Here is an 18,569-nt window from a genome sequence, read left to right as displayed (position 1 = left end):
GGGCCCGTGGGTTATACCCTAAGAGCAAACCACCCTTTTTAAGGGTGGTTCTGATGCCAACTTGTTCGCTCTGGACGTCGCTCGCTGGCATTGCCAAAACATCGGCGTTTCCTTGGTTGTCAAATGATCCGTAGGGCAGTCATTGGTGACATTGCCTTGATATTTTATTCAGTCGGCTGTGATGTCATTTGAGCTGCTTACCTGCTTAAGGTAATTGACGGCATATATCTGCTATCGAAAATATTGCTCGAAAAAGCGTCCGAGAAGTCGCGGGGCGATTTTTGATGGGTCGTGCGTCAAGCGATGTGGCAAGTTCTTGGTTAGATATTGGCCAGTTTTGGGTCAACCTTGCCAAAAGCTTGACGAATGCAGATTTAGACGTCGACGAATGAGCACTTTGAGCAAGCCCGGTGCAAAATTCTGGGCTGATTCTCGATAATCGCCTTCAATCGTCCCTTGCCAAGCGCTGGCCTCGCGTACAATCTGCTCCGACATTCGCGCGCCGTCCGGCGCTTAAGAGGGGAGGGCCCCATGGCAAACGAGATTTGGACCATCAAGCGTTGTCTCGAGTGGACCAAGGAGTACCTGGCCGAGCGCGGCGAGGAGCACCCCCGTCTTTCTGCCGAGTGGCTGCTGTGCGCCGCCACGGGCCTGGCGCGCATTGACCTATATATGCGTATGGACGAGACGCTTAACGCGGCCCAGCTCGAGACCATGCATGCGGCCGTTGTCCGCCGTGCTAAGGGCGAGCCGCTGCAATACATCACCGGCAGCACGCAGTTTCGCATGATCGACGTCGCGTGCGCCCCCGGTGTGCTCATTCCGCGCCCCGAGACCGAGATGCTCGTCGAGGAAGTCCTCAATTATCTGGATGCCGAGGTGCTGAGCCCCGAGGCTGCTGCCCGTCAGCGTGTTGAGCTGCCTTGGAACGATGAGGTCGAAGAGGCCCGCAAATCCGAGGCGGCGCTGGCCGACGAGCGCGCGACTGTCGAGCGCCGTGCCGCTAACCTGACGGCCGCCGATGAGGCGGCGCTAGGCAGCGACGTGCTGGGCAGCCGTGCCTATGCCGAGGAGCTGGCCGACCGCGAGGCCGAGGAAGCTGCCGCGCAGGCAGCAGAAGCCGACGCCGCGGAAGCCGCCGAGCCCGAGCTCGACGAATACGGCATCGCCATCGAGGGTGCCGGCCAGGAGACGGCTTCAGCTCAGGATGCCGCTGCGCCTGCCCCAACCGAGCCCTGCACTGCCCGCGTTCTCGAGGTCGGCTGCGGCACGGGCTGCATTTCGCTCTCCCTTGCCTGGGAGCGCCGCGGCCACGTTACCTGCACCGCCACCGATATCGAGCCGCGCGCCATCGATCTGGCCACCAAAAACCGCGACGCCCTCGGCCTCACGGCAGATGAGGTTGCCTTTAGCCTCACCAACCTGGTGAGTTCCATTCCCCGCGAAGAGTGGGGCACCTTTGATGTGCTCGTCTCCAACCCGCCTTACATCCCGACCGACGTCATGCGCTCGCTGCCGCACGAGGTCAAGGACTTTGAGCCCGACCTGGCGCTCGAGGGCGGCGCCGACGGCCTCGATATTTTCCGCCGCCTGCTCAATGCGGCGCCTTACATGCTGCGCGCCGGCGGCCTGTTTGCCTGCGAGCTCTACGAGGGTGCCCTCGATGCCGCGGCCGAGCTCTGTCGCCAGGCAGGCCTTTCGGACGTGCGTATCGTCCATGACCTCACCGATCGCCCCCGCATCGTCCGAGCCATCGTCACCGAGCCCAAACAGCGTATTTAAGCTGAATTAATAGACATTTGCGCAAGTTTGTCCTTGCAATATACCGTAAAACTTCTACTATAGAAGGAGAAAGGTATGTCAAATCAGCTGCATCGGTACCGTATCGTGCTTGATTACATTGAACCTTGGCTTGATGAGCAGGATGAAGCTACGCTGAAGCAGATTTATGCAGACCTTTTGGTGCTCGAGAAGGAAGGTCCCAGCCTTGGTCGTCCGCTGGTTGACCGCGTAAAGGGCTCGAAGCTTCATCATTTAAAGGAGCTGAGAGTGACGTCGTGTGGTGGGCAGGTGATTCGCATCCTCTTCGCCTTTGACCCCAAGCGCCAGGCGGTATTGCTATTGGCGGGTGATAAGTCGCGAGCGGGATCGTCAAGGGCAAAATGGAACGGTTGGTATGCGATCAACATTCCAAGGGCCGAGCAAATATACCGTCGCCACGTAAGGAGGCTCGATCGAGATGGAACTGCATGAGTATATGGAATCTCGCGGGATAACACGCGACTCCATTACCGCCGAGCAGGAGAGGACTCGCGATCGTATCGAAGCCTATAAGCTTGCTCAGATTCGCAGGTTAAAAGATCTAACACAGGCGTCGGTCGCCCAGTCGATGGGCGTTTCTCAAAAACGTGTATCCGAGCTCGAGCGTGGGGAGTTGGGTTCGATGAGGCTCGACACGCTGAGCAGGTACGCAGAGAGCCTCGGCGGAAAACTGGTTGCAAGCATCGAGTTTCCCGATCGTACCGTTACGCTTGCGCGCTAAAAATCTTCAATTAACCCCCTCACTTTCACCGACTACTAGAGCCGCTCACCAAACCAACATGCACTCTGGCCAAATAGGTTGAACGTTTCGTGCGAGAATGCCCCTCAGTAAACAAACTTTCACCAGAGCGTAAGGGGCTGGCATACACATGCAGACGGTCTATCGGGTATACGAGGGAACGCGCGAGCCGCATCGGCTTGCCGTCGAGCGCACAGCCGAGGTGCTCGGCCGCGGCGGCCTGGCCTTGATTCCGACCGAGACCGTCTACGGTGTCGCCGTGGCAGTCAACGCCTTCTCGGACGCCGTGCCCCAAGATACAAGCGAATTCCCATCGTGGCCGCGCGATCCGCAGGCTGCCGTCAACGGTGCCGCAGTCCCTGCGCTCGGCACCGGCTATCGACGCATCTTCACTCTCAAGCAACGTGAACTCACCCAAACGGTCGCCTGGCTGGTCGATGGCGTCGAGGCGCTCGACCGCTATGGCGTGGATATCCCGGAAGATGCCCGCGTACTTGCGCGACGATGCTGGCCGGGAGCCCTGACTATCGTGGTCAAGGCGGCTCCCTGCGTGCCGACCTTTATGCGTGCTGCCGACGACACCGTGGCCCTGCGCGCTTCGGCCTCTCCCGTGGTCCAAGCGCTCATCCGCGCCTGCGGCAGTCCCCTTGCCTGCACGAGCGCCAACACACACGGCGCGCCCTCGCCGGCAAGCTTTGCCGCCGTCGAAGGTCGCATCCTGGAGGGGGTCGATGTTGCCGTCGACGCCGGCGAGACCCCGTGTCGCGACGCCTCGACCATCGTGTCGTTCCAGCGCGGCGGGCTCCAGATCCTGCGCCAAGGCGCACTTCCCGCATCAGAGATCGAACGGGTCCTGTCCGACCCGATGCAATAGAAAGGTGTAAGCGATGTCGTTGAATCTGGGCAGCCTGGGCATGGAAGATGCCTCGTTTAACTTTGGCGGTTCCTACATCATGGCGCTCGACTGCGGCACTACCTCGGTACTCGCGGCCATTGTCGACGAATACGGCTGCATCGTTGCCCAGGCGCGTCGTAGCGTCAAAACCAGCTTCCCGCGCCCCGGCTGGGTGGAGCAGGATCCCACGGAGGTGCTTGCCAGCCAGATCGGCGTGATGATGGAGGTTCAGTTTAAGAGCGGCATCCATTCCGATCGCATCGCCGCCATCGGCATCTCCAACCAGCGCGAGACCACGGTGGTCTGGGACCGCGTGAGCGGCCAGCCCATCTATAACGCCATCGTATGGCAGTGCCGTCGTACCGCGCCGGCGATCGACGCGTTGGTTGAACAGGGTTGCGAGGAGCTGGTGCGCTCCCGCACGGGACTTACGCTTGACCCGTATTTCTCGGCCTCCAAGGTGCAGTGGATTCTCGACAACGTCGACGGCGCACGCGAGAGCGCGGCGGCGGGCGACCTCATGTTTGGCACCATCGACACCTGGCTCATCTACAACCTCACCGGCGGCCAGGTCTTTGCCACCGACTACACCAATGCCAGCCGCACGGCACTCTTTAATATCCATACGCTCGATTGGGACGACGACCTGCTGGCGCTCTTTGACGTTCCACGTTCCATGATGCCCGAGGTTCGCTGGAGCTCGGGCGACTACGGCCGCGTCGCGAGCGACATCATGACCAACATGCCGCCCATCATGGGCGTGGCGGGCGACCAGCAGGCATCGCTGTTCGGCCACTGCTGCTTCTATCCCGGCCAGACCAAAAACACCTATGGCACGGGCTGCTTTATGCTCATGAACACCGGTGACGAGATCGTCGAATCCAAGAATGGCCTGGTCTCCACCATCGGTATCGCTGCGGACGGCAAAGTCAGCTATGCGCTCGAGGGCTCTATTTTTGCCGCCGGTTCAACGATGAACTGGCTTCGCAACAACATGGGCATCATCTCGAGTGTGAGCGAGTCGGCACAACTCGCCGCTTCGATTAGCGACAACGAGGGCTGCTACTTCGTTCCCGCCTTTGCAGGTTTGGGTGCTCCCTGGTGGGACCCGCATGCCCGCGGTATCGTGTGCGGTCTGACCGGCGCCTCGAGCCGTGCGACCATCGTACGTGCCGCCTGCGAATCCATGGCATATCAGAGCTACGACGTGCTGCGCGCCATGGAGCAGGACGTGGGGCTTTCGATTGAGCGCCTGTCTGTCGATGGCGGTGCCTCGCGCAACGAGTTCATCATGCAATTCCAGGCCGACCTGCTGGATATCCCCGTGCTGCAATGCGAGACGGTGGAGACCACGGCAATCGGTGCCGCGTACTTGGCGGGTCTTGCCGTCGGCTATTGGGAAGACCTTGAAGAGCTGGAGCAAAATGCCCAGATCGTTAGGACCTTCCTTCCCCATATGTCCGCCGAGCGTCGCGAGCAAAACCTTGCGGGCTGGCGTGATGCAGTCAAGCGCTCGCTCAGTACCGCACAGTAGGGCTGCGATGGGCTGCTCGATACAACAAACCGCTAAACTTATGCATGGCGTGCGGCGGCAACATTGCTGCGCGCCTTGTCAGCAAGGCCGTTTTGCGGCTGCAACGAAAGGGGCAATCAACCCATGACCGTCACCTACGATGCGTCCCGTGTGACGCTTGTCGATCATCCGCTCGTCCAGCACAAGCTGTCGATCCTGCGCGACAAAAACACCGGCACCAACCAGTTCCGTCAGCTCGTGCGCGAACTCGCGCTTTTTGACGGCTACGAGGCCATGCGCGACCTGCCTATGGAAGACGTCGAGGTCGAGACCCCCATCACTACTGCCACGTTCAAACAGCTTGCCGGCAAGAAACTCGCCATCGTGCCCATCCTGCGTGCGGGCCTTGGCATGGTCGACGGTATCCTCGACCTGGTGCCCTCCGCTCGCGTGGGCCACATCGGCATGGAGCGCGACGAGGTTACCCATGAACCTCACGAGTATTACTGCAAGATGCCCAAGGATATCGACCAGCGTATCTGTCTGGTCGTCGACCCTATGCTCGCCACGGGCGGCTCGGCCGAGATGGCCATCAGCTATCTGCGCGAGCGCGGCGTCAAGGACATTCGCATGCTGTGCATCGTCGCGGCCCCCGAGGGCCTCAAGTCACTGACCGAGAAGGATCCCGACGTGCATATCTATACCTGCGCTATCGACGACCATCTCAACGAGGCCGCCTACATCGTTCCCGGCCTCGGCGACGCCGGCGACCGCATCTTCGGCACGCTCTAGTCGCTGGGCTAAGACGGCCGCGGCTGCAAATACGAAGAAACGGTGCGCGCGGTCGAACAAAAGGCGACCGCGCGCACTCCTGTTAACGGACGTTTAGCCCAGAGGGGTTCGAGAAAAACGTATTACCTACCTGCGGCATAAAGAAGGTCTTAAGAAAACGAACAGGTGCGTATTAACCGATGCTTTTTCGGTTGTACTTTAGCGATTGGCTCGTACAATAGTCACCAATGTTTGGCGGGAACTGTTCTGGGAAGCGTTAAAAAAAGAAAGTGAGGACGCCAGTGTTTCAGATAGCCGATCTGCTCGCTATCGTTGCAGGCGCCATCGCGGGCGCGGTCGCCTTTCTTCCCTTTGTTTTTACGCTCAAGCCGGTTCTTGACGATAAACAGAATGCGGACATGCTCAAGGGTATGGTGAGCCTGGCGGTCTCGGCAATCGCCCTGCTCGTCTTTACCTTGGTTGTGTTTGCGTTGTTCGGAGAGGCGTTTCGCATGTTCCTCCTGGGCGAGGCGATCGGCTTCGTGGCCTTTATGGCCGCCTGCGCGGTTCGCGTCGCCAAGGTGCTGCGAGATCCTCATGAGGTCGAAAGGTAAGTCGTGGAAATTTTTGAAAAGCTGCCTGATGAGATTAATCATCTGGTCAGCGAGTTCAGCTCCACCCCTGTCGTGGGCGATCTGAGCTGCGGCATCACGCAGTACTCGTTTTGGCTGATCGTCTCCACGATCGTGCTCCTGATCGTCCTGGCCGTGTTCAAGAAGAAGCAGACCCTGGTTCCCAAGGGCTTCTTCGTCAACGGTTTCGAGTACATCATCGAGTACGTCGAGAACGATATCGGCAAGGGCGTCGTGGGTGAGAACTGGAAGAAGCACTTCCCGTTCCTGTGCTCGCTTTTCCTGTTCATCCTGATCAATAACATGATTGGCCTGATTCCGGGAATGAAGCCCGGCACCGGCGCAATCGGCTCCACCGCCGCGCTCGCCATCTTCGCCTTCGTGTACTTCATCTACTACGGATGCAAGGCTCACGGCGTGATCGGCTACATCAAGAGCCTCGCCCCGCAGGGCGTGAGCTTCCCGATGAACGTGCTTGTGTGGGTCGTCGAGCTTTTCTCGACCTTCCTGCGCCTCATCACGCTTGCCGTCCGTCTGTTCTGCAACATGTTCGCAGGACACGTGGTCATGGGCTCGTTCGCCATCATGGCGAGCATGTTCATGCAGCCGCTGCTTCAGCAGGTTTCCGCGGCTCACGCCGTCGGCGCCCTGCCTTCGCTGGCCTGGCTTGCCATCCTCATCCTGATCTATGCGATCGAGCTTGTAGTCGGCGCCATCCAGGCTTATGTCTTCACGGTCCTTACCGCCGTGTATGTCTCCGAGGCAGAGGAGGTTGCGGAGGAGGAGTAGTCTTCCGTTCGCGCCTTAAAGGTAAGGCAATTCGTTAAACCGCTGGTGCCCGTACCCATGGAGCCCGGCAGTTATAAATAAGGTTATCCTGCGTGAAATAAGACACGCACGACAAAGGAGGAATCGTGGGAGTTATCGGTTACGGTCTCGGTGTTATCGGCGCTGGTCTTGCTATCGGCCTGTCTGCTCTGGGTGCTACGGGTGCTATGGCCCGTCAGCCTGAGGTCCAGGGCCGCGTGTTCACCGTCTTCATCATGGGCTCCGCCTTCGGCGAGGCTCTGGCTCTGATCGGCTTCGTTGTCGCGCTGATCGTTAAATAGCACGGAGCGTCAAGTATGAATCTTTCATCCCAGAAGAGCGCGATCGCACTCTCCGCGTCCGCGGCCGCGCTGCTCATGCCGGTTTCCGCGTTCGCCGAGGACGGCGCTGCCGGTGCGGACATCCTCATCCCTAAGATGGCGGAGTTCATCCCGGCACTTATCGCCTTCCTGATCATCTGGATCGTGCTGGCCAAGGTCGCCCTGCCGGGCATCATGAAAACCATGGAGGAGCGCGGCAAGAAGATCGAGGAGAGCCTCGACGAGGCCGAGAAGACCAAGCAGGAGGCTATCGCCAAGCGCGCTGAGTCCGACTCGATCGTCACCGACGCCCGTCGTCAGGCTGCCGACATCGTTCTCGAGGCCCGTAAGGACGCCGAGTCCGAGCGCGCCCGTATCATCGAGGCTGCTCACAAGGAGGCCGAGGAGATCATCGCCAAGGCCCATACGACCGTCGAGGACGAGCGCAAGTCCATCTACGCCGGTGCCGCGAGCTCCATCGCCGACCTGTCCGTTGCCGTCGCCACCAAGATCGTGGGCGAGGCACTCGAGGACGATGCCGAGCAGAAGAAGCTCATCGAGCGCTACATCCAGGAAGCAGGTAGCCTGAATGCCGACTAGCCGCTATCAGGACAAGGTGCTCGAGACCTACGCGCGTTCCCTTTTGGAAGCCGCCAAGGCCGAGAACCATGTGTTCGAGGACCTCGAGATGGTCGAGCGCTTGGCTTCTGCCAGCCCCGAGATCATCGCCGTGCTCGACACCATGTCCAAGCGCGACCAGCTCGACCTTCTTCCCAAGGTGGCAGCTGCCTTTAAGTATGTTGCCGAGGAAGACGAGGATGTAGTGGGCGTGACCGTCACCACGGCGATCCCGCTCGACGACGAGCTGCGTCAAACCATCACTAAGAAATGCGAGCAGGACTTCGGCCGCAAGGTATTCCTTATCGAGCAGGTCGACCCGTCTATCGTGGGCGGCCTGGTGCTCGAGGCCCGCGGCGAGCGTCGTGACATCTCCGTCAAGACGCAGCTGCGCATCGCGCAGGAGACCCTCGCAAACTCTGCTAATTCGTACGGAGGTGAAGCCTAATGTCCGAAACCCTCAATGCCCAGGATATCGCCAAGAAACTGCAGGAGCAGCTCACGAGCCTCTCCGCGACGGTCGATACGCATGAGGTTTCAACGGTCGACGAGGTAGGCGACGGCATCGCGCGCGTCTCCGGCCTCAAGAGTGCCATGGCAGGCGAGCTTCTGGAGTTCAAGAGCTCCGATACCGGTGAGACCGTATTCGGCCTCGCCCAGAACCTTGACCGTGACGAGGTCGGCGCCGTTCTGTTTGGTGCCGTCGACTCCATCAAGGAAGGCGACGAGTGCCGCACCACTGGCCGCATTATGGATATTCCCGTGAGCCGTGCAATGCTCGGCCGCGTCGTCAATCCGCTCGGCCAGCCCATCGACGGTTTGGGTGACATTGTCGCCACGCACCGTCGTCCCATCGAGTTCAAGGCCCCCGGCGTCATCGACCGTACCCCGGTGTGCGAGCCGGTCCAGACCGGCCTATTGGCTATCGACTCCATGGTGCCTATCGGCCGCGGCCAGCGCGAGCTTATCATCGGCGACCGTAAGACCGGTAAGACCGCCATTGCCATCGACGCTATCCTCAATCAGCGCGGCAAGGGCATGGTCTGCATCTATGTCGCCATCGGCCAGAAGGCCTCCACGGTTGCTAACATCCGCGAGACCCTCGCTCAGCACGGTGCGCTCGACTACACCATCATCGTTTCGGCAACCGCTGCTGATTCTGCCCCTATGCAGTACATCGCGCCTATGGCCGGTGCCGCTATCGGCGAGTTCTTCATGTACAACGGCGAGGACGGTAAGCCCGCCAGCGAGACCAACCCCGGCGGTCACGTGCTTGTCATCTACGATGACCTGTCCAAGCAGGCCGTGGCTTACCGTCAGATGTCGCTGACGCTGCATCGTCCGCCCGGACGCGAGGCCTATCCTGGCGACATCTTCTACCTGCACTCTCGTCTGCTCGAGCGTGCCGTCAAGATGTCCAAGAAGAACGGTTACGGCTCCATGACGGCCCTGCCGATTATCGAGACCCAGGATGGCGACGTTTCGGCCTACATTCCGACAAACGTCATTTCCATTACCGATGGTCAGATTTACCTGCAGTCCGAGCTCTTCTTCCAGGGCCAGCGCCCGGCAGTCGACGTGGGTATCTCCGTGTCCCGCGTCGGTGGTGACGCTCAGACCAAGGCCATGAAGCAGGTTGCCGGCAACCTTCGCCTGGACCTCGCTTCATATCAGGAGCTCGCCGGCTTTACGCAGTTCGGCTCCGACCTTGACGAGGCTACGCAGAAGCAGCTTACCCACGGCGCTCGCATGACCGAGCTCCTTAAGCAGCCGCGCTACAAGCCGTTTGAGGTTTCCGAGCAGATCGTTACGCTGTTTGCCGGCAACGAGGGCTTCCTCGACGATCTCGAGATCGCCGACGTGCTTCCCTTCCGTGCCGAGCTCATCGAGTACATGGACAACGGTTTTGGCTCGTTGCTCGACAAGGTTCGCGCCAAGAAGATCGACGATGACACCAAGGCTGAGCTCCTGCGCGTCATCGGCGACTTTAAGCAGCAGTTCATGGCAAAGCACCATGCCGATACGACTGGATCAGAGGAGAACTAAGCCCTATGGCCAACCTTCGCGACATTAAGAAGCGAATCTCCTCGGTTACCACGACCAAGCAGATCACGCGCACGATGGAAATGGTCTCTACGGCCAAGATTCGTCGTGCCCTCGATCGCTCCAAGCAGGCCGAGCCCTATAAGGAGGCGCTGACCGACGTCATGTTGACGGTTGCCGGCGACGCCTCCTGCTCGGGTACCGACCCCATGCTGCAGAGGCATGAGACGGTAAAGCGCGGCCTGATTGTCGTCATTGCTTCGGACCGCGGCCTTGCCGGCGGTTTCAATACGACGGTGGAGCGCACGGCCGAAAAGCTCGCCGCTTCTTGGGCGAACAATAGCATCGAGTGCGAGATCATTGCGTGCGGACGCAAGCCGGCCACGTATTTCCGCGACCGCGCGAACGTCATCATGCACTTTGAGGGCAATTCCTCCGAGCCCGATTTCAATCAGGCTCGCATGATTTCCTCTCATATCTGCGATGCGTATCGTGCCGGTGAGCTTGACCGTGTCGAGCTTGTCTACCACCACGCCAAGAACCGCGTGGATCAGGAGCTTCGCGTCGAGCACTTGCTGCCGCTCGATCCCGAGATGATCGCTATGGCCCACGGTCCGCGTAAGAACGAGACCGACGCCCCTAAGCGCATCTCGTCCACGTTCGAGTTCGTGCCCTCTCCCGAGCATGTTCTCGGCAAGCTTGTACCGTCGTATATCCTGACGGTCATCTACCAGGCCCTGATCGATTCGGCGGCTGCCGAGCAGGGTGCACGCCGCAAGGCCATGCACTCCGCGACGGAAAACGCCACCGCGATCATCTCGACCCTTACCCGCACGTATAGTCGCGTGCGTCAGGCTTCGATCACGACCGAGATTAACGAGATCGTCGGCGGAGCCTCAGCATTGGAGGAACAGTAATGGCTAATAACACCGTAAAGCTTGCGGTCGAGGAAGCCACCAAGAAGACGACTGCCGGTGATGGTCGCATCGTTCGTATCATCGGCCCTGTCGTCGACGTCAAGTTTGACGGCGCGGTGCCCCCGATCTACAACGCGCTCACGGTCGAGGCCGAGACCCCGATCGGTCATCTGAGCACGATCCTCGAGGTCGAGAGCCAGCTTCCGGGCGGCGTCGTCCGCACGGTCGCCATGTCCTCGACCGACGGCCTGCAGCGCGGCCTCATCGCCACCGATACCGGTGAGCCCATGAAGATGCCGGTCGGCCCCAAGACGCTCGGCCGCATTTGGAATGTCATGGGCAAGCCCGTCGACGGCAAGCCCATGCCCGAGGTGGAGGAGTTCTACCCCATCCACCATGCAGCGCCCCGTTTCGACGAGCTCACCACCAAGACCGAGATCTTCGAGACCGGCATCAAGGCCGTCGACCTGCTCGAGCCCTACATCCGTGGCGGCAAGACAGGCCTGTTCGGCGGCGCCGGCGTCGGCAAGACCGTTCTGATTCAGGAGCTCATCAACAACCTCGCCCAGGAGCACGGCGGCACCTCGGTGTTCACCGGCGTCGGCGAGCGTACCCGCGAGGGCACCGACCTGTTCCTCGAGATGAGCGAGTCTGGCGTTATCGACAAGACCTGCTTGGTCTATGGTCAGATGAACGAGCCGCCCGGAGCGCGTCTGCGCATCGGTCTGGCCGGCCTTACCACCGCTGAGTATTTCCGTGATCGTGGCCAGGACGTCCTGCTGTTCATTGACAACATCTTCCGCTTCTCCCAGGCAGGTTCCGAGGTTTCCGCACTGCTGGGCCGTATGCCGTCCGCCGTTGGTTACCAGCCCACGCTGGCAACCGAGATGGGCGACCTCCAGGAGCGCATTACCTCGACCAAGACGGGCTCCATTACCTCCGTCCAGGCTGTCTACGTCCCCGCAGACGACCTGACCGACCCGGCGCCTGCCACGACGTTTACGCACCTCGATGCCACCACGGTTCTTTCGCGTAGTATTTCGTCGCTCGGCCTGTTCCCGGCTATCGACCCGCTCGCGTCTTCCTCCGACGCTCTCGATCCCTCGATCGTCGGCGAGGAGCACTACCGTGTCGCCGTCAAGGTCCAGGAGCTCCTGCAGGAGTACTCCGACCTTCAGGACATCATCGCCATCCTGGGTATGGACGAGCTGTCCGAGGAGCAGCGCCTTACGGTCAACCGTGCCCGTAAGATCCAGCAGTTCCTCTCGCAGTCCTTCCACGTCGCCGAGAAGTTCACCGGCAACCCCGGTGTCTACGTCCGCGTCGAGGATACCGTCCGCTCCTTCGCCGAGATTGTCGACGGCAAGGCCGATGACCTGCCCGAGCAGGCTTTCCGCTATGCTTCCACGATTGAGGACGTGCGCGAGCGCGCCCGCAAGATGGGGGAGAAGTAGGTTATGCGTATCCGCATCGTGTGCCCCGTGAGCTGCGCCTATGAGGGCGACGCTGCGTTTGTGTCGATTCCGTCCACGGATGGCGAGTTTGGCGTTCTGCCTGCTCACTCCAGCGAGATCTGCACGATCGACCGCGGTTACGTTCGCGTTTCCGATAAGGCCATGGGCACTGTCGACCACACGTTTGCCGTGGCCGGCGGCTATGCCCAGGTTGCGGACGATGTCGTGACCGTTCTCGCCGAGCGCGCTTGCGATTTGGCGACCGTCGATGCCGACAAGCTTAAAGCTGATATTCAAGGTTTTGAAGAGAAGCTGGGTAATTTGTCGGAGGATGATGCACGCCGCGCCTACCTCTATAATGAAATCGCATGGTGTAAGCTCAAGCTTGCCCAATAGTCAAACGATTTAGCGTTCGACCATTTGCGAACACATCATGCCCGGGATGGCCCAGCCATCCCGGGCATGCTTTTTGAAAGGGTAGACCTTGGATATTATCCGCGTTGAGGGTGGCCACGCCATCGGAGGCTCTGTGCCCGTTTCGGGCGCCAAGAACTCCGCGCTCAAACTCATGGCGGCAACGCTTCTGGCGCCGGGCAAGACGACGCTGCAGAACGTGCCCGATATTTCCGATGTCCACGTGATGGGCAAGGTGCTCAAGGGTATGGGCGCCACAATCGATGTCCTTGACGAGCACACGCTCGAGATTGATACCTCTCAGGTCGATTCTTGGGAGGCCCCCTACGAGCTCGTTGCCAAGATGCGTGCTTCCACCGCCGTGATGGGACCCCTGCTGGGTCGCTTCCATCGCGCCAAGATCGCCATGCCGGGCGGCTGCAACCTGGGTGCTCGCAAGATCGATATGCACATTCTTGGTCTTGAGGCCCTGGGCGTTGAGTTCGATACCGCCCACGGCTACATCAACGCTAATGCGCCCCAAGGTCTGCGCGGTACCACCGTCACGCTCGAGTTCGCCAGCGTCGGTGCGACCGAGAACCTCATCATGGCATCCGTGCGCGCGCAGGGCACCACGGTTATCGACAATGCCGCCCGCGAGCCCGAGATCGTCGATCTCGCCAACATGCTCAACGAGATGGGCGCCAAGATTGTCGGCGCGGGTACGCCCGTCGTGACCATCGAGGGCGTGGAAGAACTGCATCCTGTTACCCATCGCGTAGTGGGCGACCGCATCGAGGCCGGTACCTTTATCGTTGCCGGTGCGTTGATGGCCGACGATCGCGGTGTCGATGTCATGGGCTTTTGCCCCATTCACTTGGGCATGGTGCTCAAGAAGATGGAGCTCATGGGTATCGACTGCGAGCGTACCGACGACGGCGTCCATGTGAACCGTGCCGAGCGTATCAAGCCGGTCGATATCCAGACGCTTCCGTTCCCCGGTTTCCCGACCGACATGCAGGCGCAGATTATGGTACTCTCCGCCCTTGCCGATGGCAGTTCCGTTATTACCGAAAACATCTTCGAGAATCGCTTTATGTTTGCCTCTGAGCTGGTGCGCATGGGTGCCGACATTCGTATCGAGAGCCATCACGCCATGATTCATGGCGTCAAGGGCTTCTCGGGTGCACAGGTTACCTCGCCCGATCTGCGTGGCGGAGCGGCCCTCGTCGTAGCGGGCTTGATCGCCGACGGGACGACCGAGGTTTCGGCCATTCATCACATCAAGCGCGGCTACGAGCAGTTTGTCGAAAAGCTGCAGGCGCTCGGCGCGCATGTCGAGCATGCTACCGTCCCCGATCCCGTCATCTACTAATACAGGTTGCCTATGTTTAATAAAAAGCCCCTCGCGGATACCGCCACCCGAAGACCCTCAACTGGTGCGCAGGCCAAGATCTACAGTCGCGATAACGTGGCTCGCTATTCCGAGCGCGCTCGCCAACGTCGTCGTAGCCACACGATTCGTCACGTCGCGCTCATTGTCGTGCTTGGCGTGCTGCTGAGTGCCACTACCGCTGCCGGCCTGTGGTTTGCCACCATTATGGGCAAGCTCGGCGATTCTAATGTCATTACCGACAATCTGCGTCGGGTTCTGGTTGACACCGATGAGGCAAAGGATCCGTTCTACGTGCTGCTTCTTGGCACCGACGGCCGTCCGGGCGAGGATACGTATCGTGCCGACTCGATTATCCTGGCACGCATCGACCCCACGCAAAAGCAGGCGACGCTCATTTCCGTTCCGCGCGACACCAAGGTCGAGTACAAGGGCGAGACCATGAAGATCAACGCCTGCCATACCGTTGGCGGCGCCGAGGCCATGGTCGAGGCGGTCAACGAGCTGTGCGGTGTTCAGATTTCCCACTATGCCGAGGTCAGCTTCGACGGTATGCAGGCGCTGATTGATTCGGTTGGCGGTATCGACATTAACGCAACCGATGATGTTGACGACCCCGAGCACCTGGATATTAAGATTACCGCTGGTCAGCAGCATATGGACGGCGCCACCGCCCTTACCTATGCCCGCTGCCGCTACATCTATGCCGACGGCGACTACACGCGCATGCGCCACCAGCGTCAGGTGCTTGGCGCCCTTGCCAACCAGATTCTCAATAACTTCGATGCCACGAAGATCTTTGGCCTGGTTAATTCGCTGTCCGATATGCTCGTGACCGATATGAGCGTTCAGGATATCGTGGCTACGGTCAATGCCATGCGCGGTATGGATGTCGACGGCATCTACTCGGCCAACCTGCCCTCGTATGCCGACGACAGCACCATGATCGACGGTGTGAGCTACGTCTTTGTCTACGAGGACGAGCTCAAGGAAATGATGGAGCGTGTCGATGCCGGCAAGGATCCCAAGGGTCCCAACACCATGGGTCTTTCCGACGGTTCCAGCTCTACGATCGGCGACCTGAACAACAACACGTCTGACGACTACGCAAACGGTACCGCAACCTCATCGGTCAGCTCTGACGATTCCGATGACTCAAGCGATTCGAGCGATTCGGACTACTACGAAGAGCCCACCGGCGACGGCAACGGCTACGAAGCCAACTACTAAGTTACGGCGTTTTACCAAACGCCGTAACGGCTCGACGCTGCGCGCCGCCCAAGGCGACAATTTGTCATTCAAAAGGCAGGACATGACCAGAAGGTCAATGCCCTGCCTTTTTCATGCCAACTTGTTCGCCTTGGACGTCGCTCGCTGACGTTGGCTCAACCTGCGGTGCTGACTACTCCCCTTGCACCAAAAACCGCCCCGTTCTCGGTTTTGAGGACGGGGCGGTTTTGCTTACCTGGATTGTTCGAGTTCCCTATGCAAAGCGGGCGACGAGCTCCTGGAGCACGTCGGTCATCTTGACGAGCGAACTAACCGGGACGAACTCGTTGACGCCGTGGTAGCAATAGCCGCCGGTGGAAAGGTTGGGGCAGGGCAGACCGCGGAACGACAGCTGGGCGCCGTCGGTGCCGCCGCGAATCGGCAGCACTTGGGGCTCAACGCCGCAGGCAAGGTAGGCTTCCTTGGCAACATCAATAAGCTCGGGATAGTCACGAACGATCTCGGCCATATTTCGATACTGCTGCTTAATCTCGACTGTCACGCGCTCCTCACCCAGACGCTGGTTGAGCATCGAGGCGGCGGCATCAATAAGGTCGAGTTTCTGCTGGAACTTGGCGGCGTCATGGTCGCGGATGATATAGCGCGCTGTGGCGTGATCGACGGTCGCAGATACACCCTCAAGGTGATAAAAGCCCTCGTAGCCTTCCGTATACTCCGGGCGCTGCACGTAGGGGAGCAACGCGTTGAAGTCGCAGAACAGATTGCCTGCGTTGACCATACGGCCCTTAGCGTCGCCCGGGTGGATGGACTGGCCCTCAAAGCGGACGGTCGCCTCGGCGGCGTTAAAGCACTCCCACTCCAGCTCGCCGATGGGGCCGCCGTCGACCGTGTAGGCGTACTTGCAGCCAAAGGTATCGATATCCAACAGCTCGGCTCCGTGGCCGATTTCCTCGTCAGGGCAGAAGCAAATGCCGAGTGCAGGATGGGGCAGAGAAGGGTCCTGAGCGATACGCGCGACAAGCGACATGATCTCGGCGACGCCTGCCTTGTCGTCCGCGCCCAGCAGCGTGGTGCCATCGCTGCAGACCAGGTCCTCACCCGCGAGGTCATTCAGGGCGGGAAGCTTGGCGGTGCTCATGGCAACGGGCTTACCGTCAACCGTGCCGCAGACCAGGTCGCCGCCTTCGTGGTGTACGATGTGCGGCTTCACGCCGGCGCCCGGTGCAACTTCGGTGGTGTCGAGATGGGCGATCAGGCCCAGGGCGGGCTTATCCTCAGCGCCCGCACTTGCGGGGATATGCGCGCAGACATAGGCGTGCTCGGTCACGTGGGCATCTTCCGCACCAAGCTCGCGCAGCTCTTCAGCCAGCACGTTGGCAAGGTCAAACTGAACGGCGCTCGAGGGTACCTGGTCGCAGTTTGCATCCTCGGACTGCGTGTTGATCTGGACGTAGCGCAAAAAGCGCTCGAGGACATCGGGGTTCGTGGTGGTGTTTTCCATAAAGACCGCTCCAATCTTGGTCGTCGTGTGCAACAAGAACTCTAGCACGGTATGCCACGGCATACCGCGACGCTTGGATGGGGTAGAATCAGCCATTGAATGCAGAAGGGACGGAAGATCATGGATACGACAAATAGCTCGCGCGAACTACATCTGACGGTGGCGAACGAAGACTACTTGGAGTGCATGGTTCGCATTGAAAGCGAAGAGGGGGAAACCAACGGCGTTCGATCGGTCGACATCGCGCAGCGCCTTGGCGTCTCCAAGGCATCGGTCAATAAAGCGGTTTCGGCGCTCAAGGCATCCGAACTTGTCGAGCAATCGCACTACGGCAAGGTAGTCCTGACCGATCGCGGCCGCGAGGTTGGTACGGCTATCTGGTACCGTCATCGCCTCATCCGCACGTTTTTGGTTCAGGAGCTCGGTGTCGAATTTGAGCGAGCCGATTCCGAGGCCTGCATGATGGAGCATGCGCTTTCCGAGGACACGATGAACCGCTGGCTCGCCTATCTCGAAAAGCAGGGAATCAGCGTCGAGGAATAGCGGGATATATATGGATACGAGTTATTACAACCGCTTTGGTGCCGAGGAACTTGCGCGCCGCTTGTCGAGCGAGACCTTGTTGGCGCAGGGCCCCATGGGCAGTGTTCTGTTGAGTGAGTACGATGCCGCCGACATTCCACCGGCGTTTTGGAATCTGGCAGAGCCGCAGACCGTTTCTCGTATCCATCGCTTGTATGTCGCTGCCGGCGCGCAGGTGCTCATTACCAACACCTTTCAGGCATCAAGCTATGCCCTCAAGCACGACCAGATTGCGCCGTCCGTGGCGGAGGTCAATCGCGGGGCCGTCGACGATGCTCGCCAGGCGCACCCGCAACTGCTGCTGGGCTCGATGGGCCCGATCGGTATTGAGTGGTTTGCCGAGGACTCTGCCGAGTATCGTGAAATCCGAGGCATTGCGCGCGAACAGGCGCACGCCTTGCTCAATGCCGGCGTTGACGGTCTGCTGATCGAGACGGTGACGTCTATCCGTAATTTGCAGCCCATGCTTGCCGGCGCCCGAGATGCCGCCGACGGCATGCCTGTTCTGGTGAGTTTTGTCGTTGACGATAAAGGCGACCTGTTGGGCGATGGCCTCAACATCGAGGCGGCCGTTTTGTACGCCGAAAAACACGGCGCAAACTCGGTTGGTGTTAATTGCTGTTCGCTTGCGGCCGCGAACGCGGCGGTGCCCAGGATGGTTGCATCGGCGACTACTCCCGTCACGGTGCGTCCCAACGTAGGCGATCCGGTCCAGACTCAGGATGGCCCCGTATGGCACGAGAACCCCGAAGCTTTCGCGCGCGCATGCATCGAATGGAGACATGCCGGTGCCGCAATGGTGGGCAGTTGCTGTGGAACCACGGCAATCACTACGGCCGCGATGGCCGAGGCGCTCGATATATAAAGGGCAAAACCGCTCCATACTGAACTGCCTCCCATTTCTTGGACACGAGAAATGGGAGGCTTTTTATGCGTGTCG

At 60.0% G+C, this 18,569-nt stretch carries 20 protein-coding genes; 19 read left to right on the top strand and 1 reads right to left on the bottom strand.

Translation table 11 applies throughout. The annotated features are described in order from the left end of the window. The first annotated feature begins 531 nt into the window (after positions 1 to 531). The 17 genes from FGQ61_RS08845 to FGQ61_RS08765 all read left to right on the top strand — a co-directional run bounded on the left by FGQ61_RS08845 (position 532) and on the right by FGQ61_RS08765 (position 15,546). The gene (locus FGQ61_RS08845; protein ID WP_138375269.1) at positions 532 to 1,782 is read left to right on the top strand and encodes a N5-glutamine methyltransferase family protein; all 1,251 of its coding nucleotides are present in this window, start codon (positions 532 to 534) and stop codon (positions 1,780 to 1,782) included. 75 nt (positions 1,783 to 1,857) lie between these two features. Beyond that, entirely contained in the window at positions 1,858 to 2,253 is a 396-nt protein-coding gene (locus FGQ61_RS08840) for a type II toxin-antitoxin system RelE/ParE family toxin (RefSeq protein WP_022094268.1), read from the top strand. Next, positions 2,240 to 2,542 carry a helix-turn-helix domain-containing protein gene (locus tag FGQ61_RS08835; protein ID WP_006235701.1) on the top strand — a complete coding sequence of 101 codons (303 nt, stop codon included), beginning with the start codon at positions 2,240 to 2,242 and terminating at the stop codon, positions 2,540 to 2,542. The genes FGQ61_RS08840 and FGQ61_RS08835 overlap by 14 nt, the downstream gene beginning before the upstream one ends. 148 nt (positions 2,543 to 2,690) lie before the next feature. Then, entirely contained in the window at positions 2,691 to 3,434 is a 744-nt protein-coding gene (locus FGQ61_RS08830; protein ID WP_138375268.1) for an L-threonylcarbamoyladenylate synthase, read from the top strand. Between the two features lie 13 nt (positions 3,435 to 3,447). Then, positions 3,448 to 4,989: a glycerol kinase GlpK gene (gene glpK, locus FGQ61_RS08825; protein WP_052044221.1), complete on the top strand. Its 1,542-nt coding sequence runs from the start codon at positions 3,448 to 3,450 to the stop codon at positions 4,987 to 4,989. 123 nt (positions 4,990 to 5,112) lie between these two features. Beyond that, positions 5,113 to 5,760 carry a uracil phosphoribosyltransferase gene (gene upp, locus FGQ61_RS08820; RefSeq protein ID WP_022094265.1) on the top strand — a complete coding sequence of 216 codons (648 nt, stop codon included), beginning with the start codon at positions 5,113 to 5,115 and terminating at the stop codon, positions 5,758 to 5,760. A 281-nt stretch (positions 5,761 to 6,041) separates the two neighbouring features. Beyond that, positions 6,042 to 6,353, top strand: coding sequence for a hypothetical protein (locus FGQ61_RS08815; RefSeq protein WP_138375267.1), 312 nt, complete (start codon positions 6,042 to 6,044; stop codon positions 6,351 to 6,353). Positions 6,354 to 6,356: 3 nt separating this feature from the next. After that, positions 6,357 to 7,160: a F0F1 ATP synthase subunit A gene (atpB, locus tag FGQ61_RS08810; protein ID WP_022094263.1), complete on the top strand. Its 804-nt coding sequence runs from the start codon at positions 6,357 to 6,359 to the stop codon at positions 7,158 to 7,160. Positions 7,161 to 7,285: 125 nt separating this feature from the next. Continuing rightward, positions 7,286 to 7,480, top strand: a complete 195-nt coding sequence (locus tag FGQ61_RS08805) for an ATP synthase subunit c family protein (protein WP_022094262.1) — start codon at positions 7,286 to 7,288, stop codon at positions 7,478 to 7,480. Between the two features lie 15 nt (positions 7,481 to 7,495). Next, positions 7,496 to 8,098, top strand: a complete 603-nt coding sequence (gene atpF, locus FGQ61_RS08800) for a F0F1 ATP synthase subunit B (RefSeq protein WP_006235712.1) — start codon at positions 7,496 to 7,498, stop codon at positions 8,096 to 8,098. Further along, positions 8,088 to 8,564, top strand: coding sequence for a F0F1 ATP synthase subunit delta (locus FGQ61_RS08795; protein WP_035138792.1), 477 nt, complete (start codon positions 8,088 to 8,090; stop codon positions 8,562 to 8,564). Before atpF ends, FGQ61_RS08795 begins: the two co-directional genes overlap by 11 nt. Beyond that, positions 8,564 to 10,162 (top strand): F0F1 ATP synthase subunit alpha, encoded by a 1,599-nt coding sequence (atpA, locus tag FGQ61_RS08790; protein WP_138375266.1) that lies wholly within the window; start codon positions 8,564 to 8,566, stop codon positions 10,160 to 10,162. Before FGQ61_RS08795 ends, atpA begins: the two co-directional genes overlap by 1 nt. 5 nt (positions 10,163 to 10,167) lie before the next feature. Next, the gene (gene atpG / locus FGQ61_RS08785) at positions 10,168 to 11,076 is read left to right on the top strand and encodes an ATP synthase F1 subunit gamma (RefSeq protein WP_138375265.1); all 909 of its coding nucleotides are present in this window, start codon (positions 10,168 to 10,170) and stop codon (positions 11,074 to 11,076) included. Further along, a complete protein-coding gene (gene atpD, locus FGQ61_RS08780; RefSeq protein WP_006235717.1) occupies positions 11,076 to 12,530 on the top strand; it encodes a F0F1 ATP synthase subunit beta in 1,455 nt (484 codons plus the stop codon). The genes atpG and atpD overlap by 1 nt, the downstream gene beginning before the upstream one ends. 3 nt (positions 12,531 to 12,533) lie before the next feature. Further along, the gene (gene atpC, locus FGQ61_RS08775; RefSeq protein ID WP_006235718.1) at positions 12,534 to 12,926 is read left to right on the top strand and encodes an ATP synthase F1 subunit epsilon; all 393 of its coding nucleotides are present in this window, start codon (positions 12,534 to 12,536) and stop codon (positions 12,924 to 12,926) included. A gap of 88 nt (positions 12,927 to 13,014) precedes the next feature. Then, complete coding sequence (murA, locus tag FGQ61_RS08770) at positions 13,015 to 14,298, top strand: UDP-N-acetylglucosamine 1-carboxyvinyltransferase (RefSeq protein WP_138375264.1); 1,284 nt, start codon at positions 13,015 to 13,017, stop codon at positions 14,296 to 14,298. 12 nt (positions 14,299 to 14,310) lie between these two features. Continuing rightward, entirely contained in the window at positions 14,311 to 15,546 is a 1,236-nt protein-coding gene (locus tag FGQ61_RS08765; RefSeq protein WP_138375263.1) for an LCP family protein, read from the top strand. Between the two features lie 253 nt (positions 15,547 to 15,799). Here FGQ61_RS08765 and pepT read toward each other — a convergent pair whose 3' ends face one another. Further along, on the bottom strand, positions 15,800 to 17,047 hold the full coding sequence (gene pepT / locus FGQ61_RS08760) for a peptidase T (RefSeq protein ID WP_138375262.1): 1,248 nt from the start codon (positions 17,045 to 17,047) through the stop codon (positions 15,800 to 15,802). A gap of 120 nt (positions 17,048 to 17,167) precedes the next feature. Here pepT and FGQ61_RS08755 point away from each other — a divergent pair, with 120 nt between their 5' ends. Both FGQ61_RS08755 and FGQ61_RS08750 read left to right on the top strand, forming a co-directional pair. Continuing rightward, on the top strand, positions 17,168 to 17,590 hold the full coding sequence (locus FGQ61_RS08755; RefSeq protein ID WP_035138800.1) for a metal-dependent transcriptional regulator: 423 nt from the start codon (positions 17,168 to 17,170) through the stop codon (positions 17,588 to 17,590). Between the two features lie 10 nt (positions 17,591 to 17,600). After that, positions 17,601 to 18,494, top strand: coding sequence for a homocysteine S-methyltransferase family protein (locus FGQ61_RS08750; RefSeq protein ID WP_117821432.1), 894 nt, complete (start codon positions 17,601 to 17,603; stop codon positions 18,492 to 18,494). Positions 18,495 to 18,569 lie beyond the last annotated feature (75 nt).

The sequence above is a fragment of the Collinsella aerofaciens genome (assembly GCF_005844325.1).
Taxonomy (GTDB): domain Bacteria; phylum Actinomycetota; class Coriobacteriia; order Coriobacteriales; family Coriobacteriaceae; genus Collinsella; species Collinsella aerofaciens_G.
The sequence above is the reverse complement of the archived record's forward strand: the minus strand, read 5'-3'. Positions and strand labels throughout refer to the sequence as shown.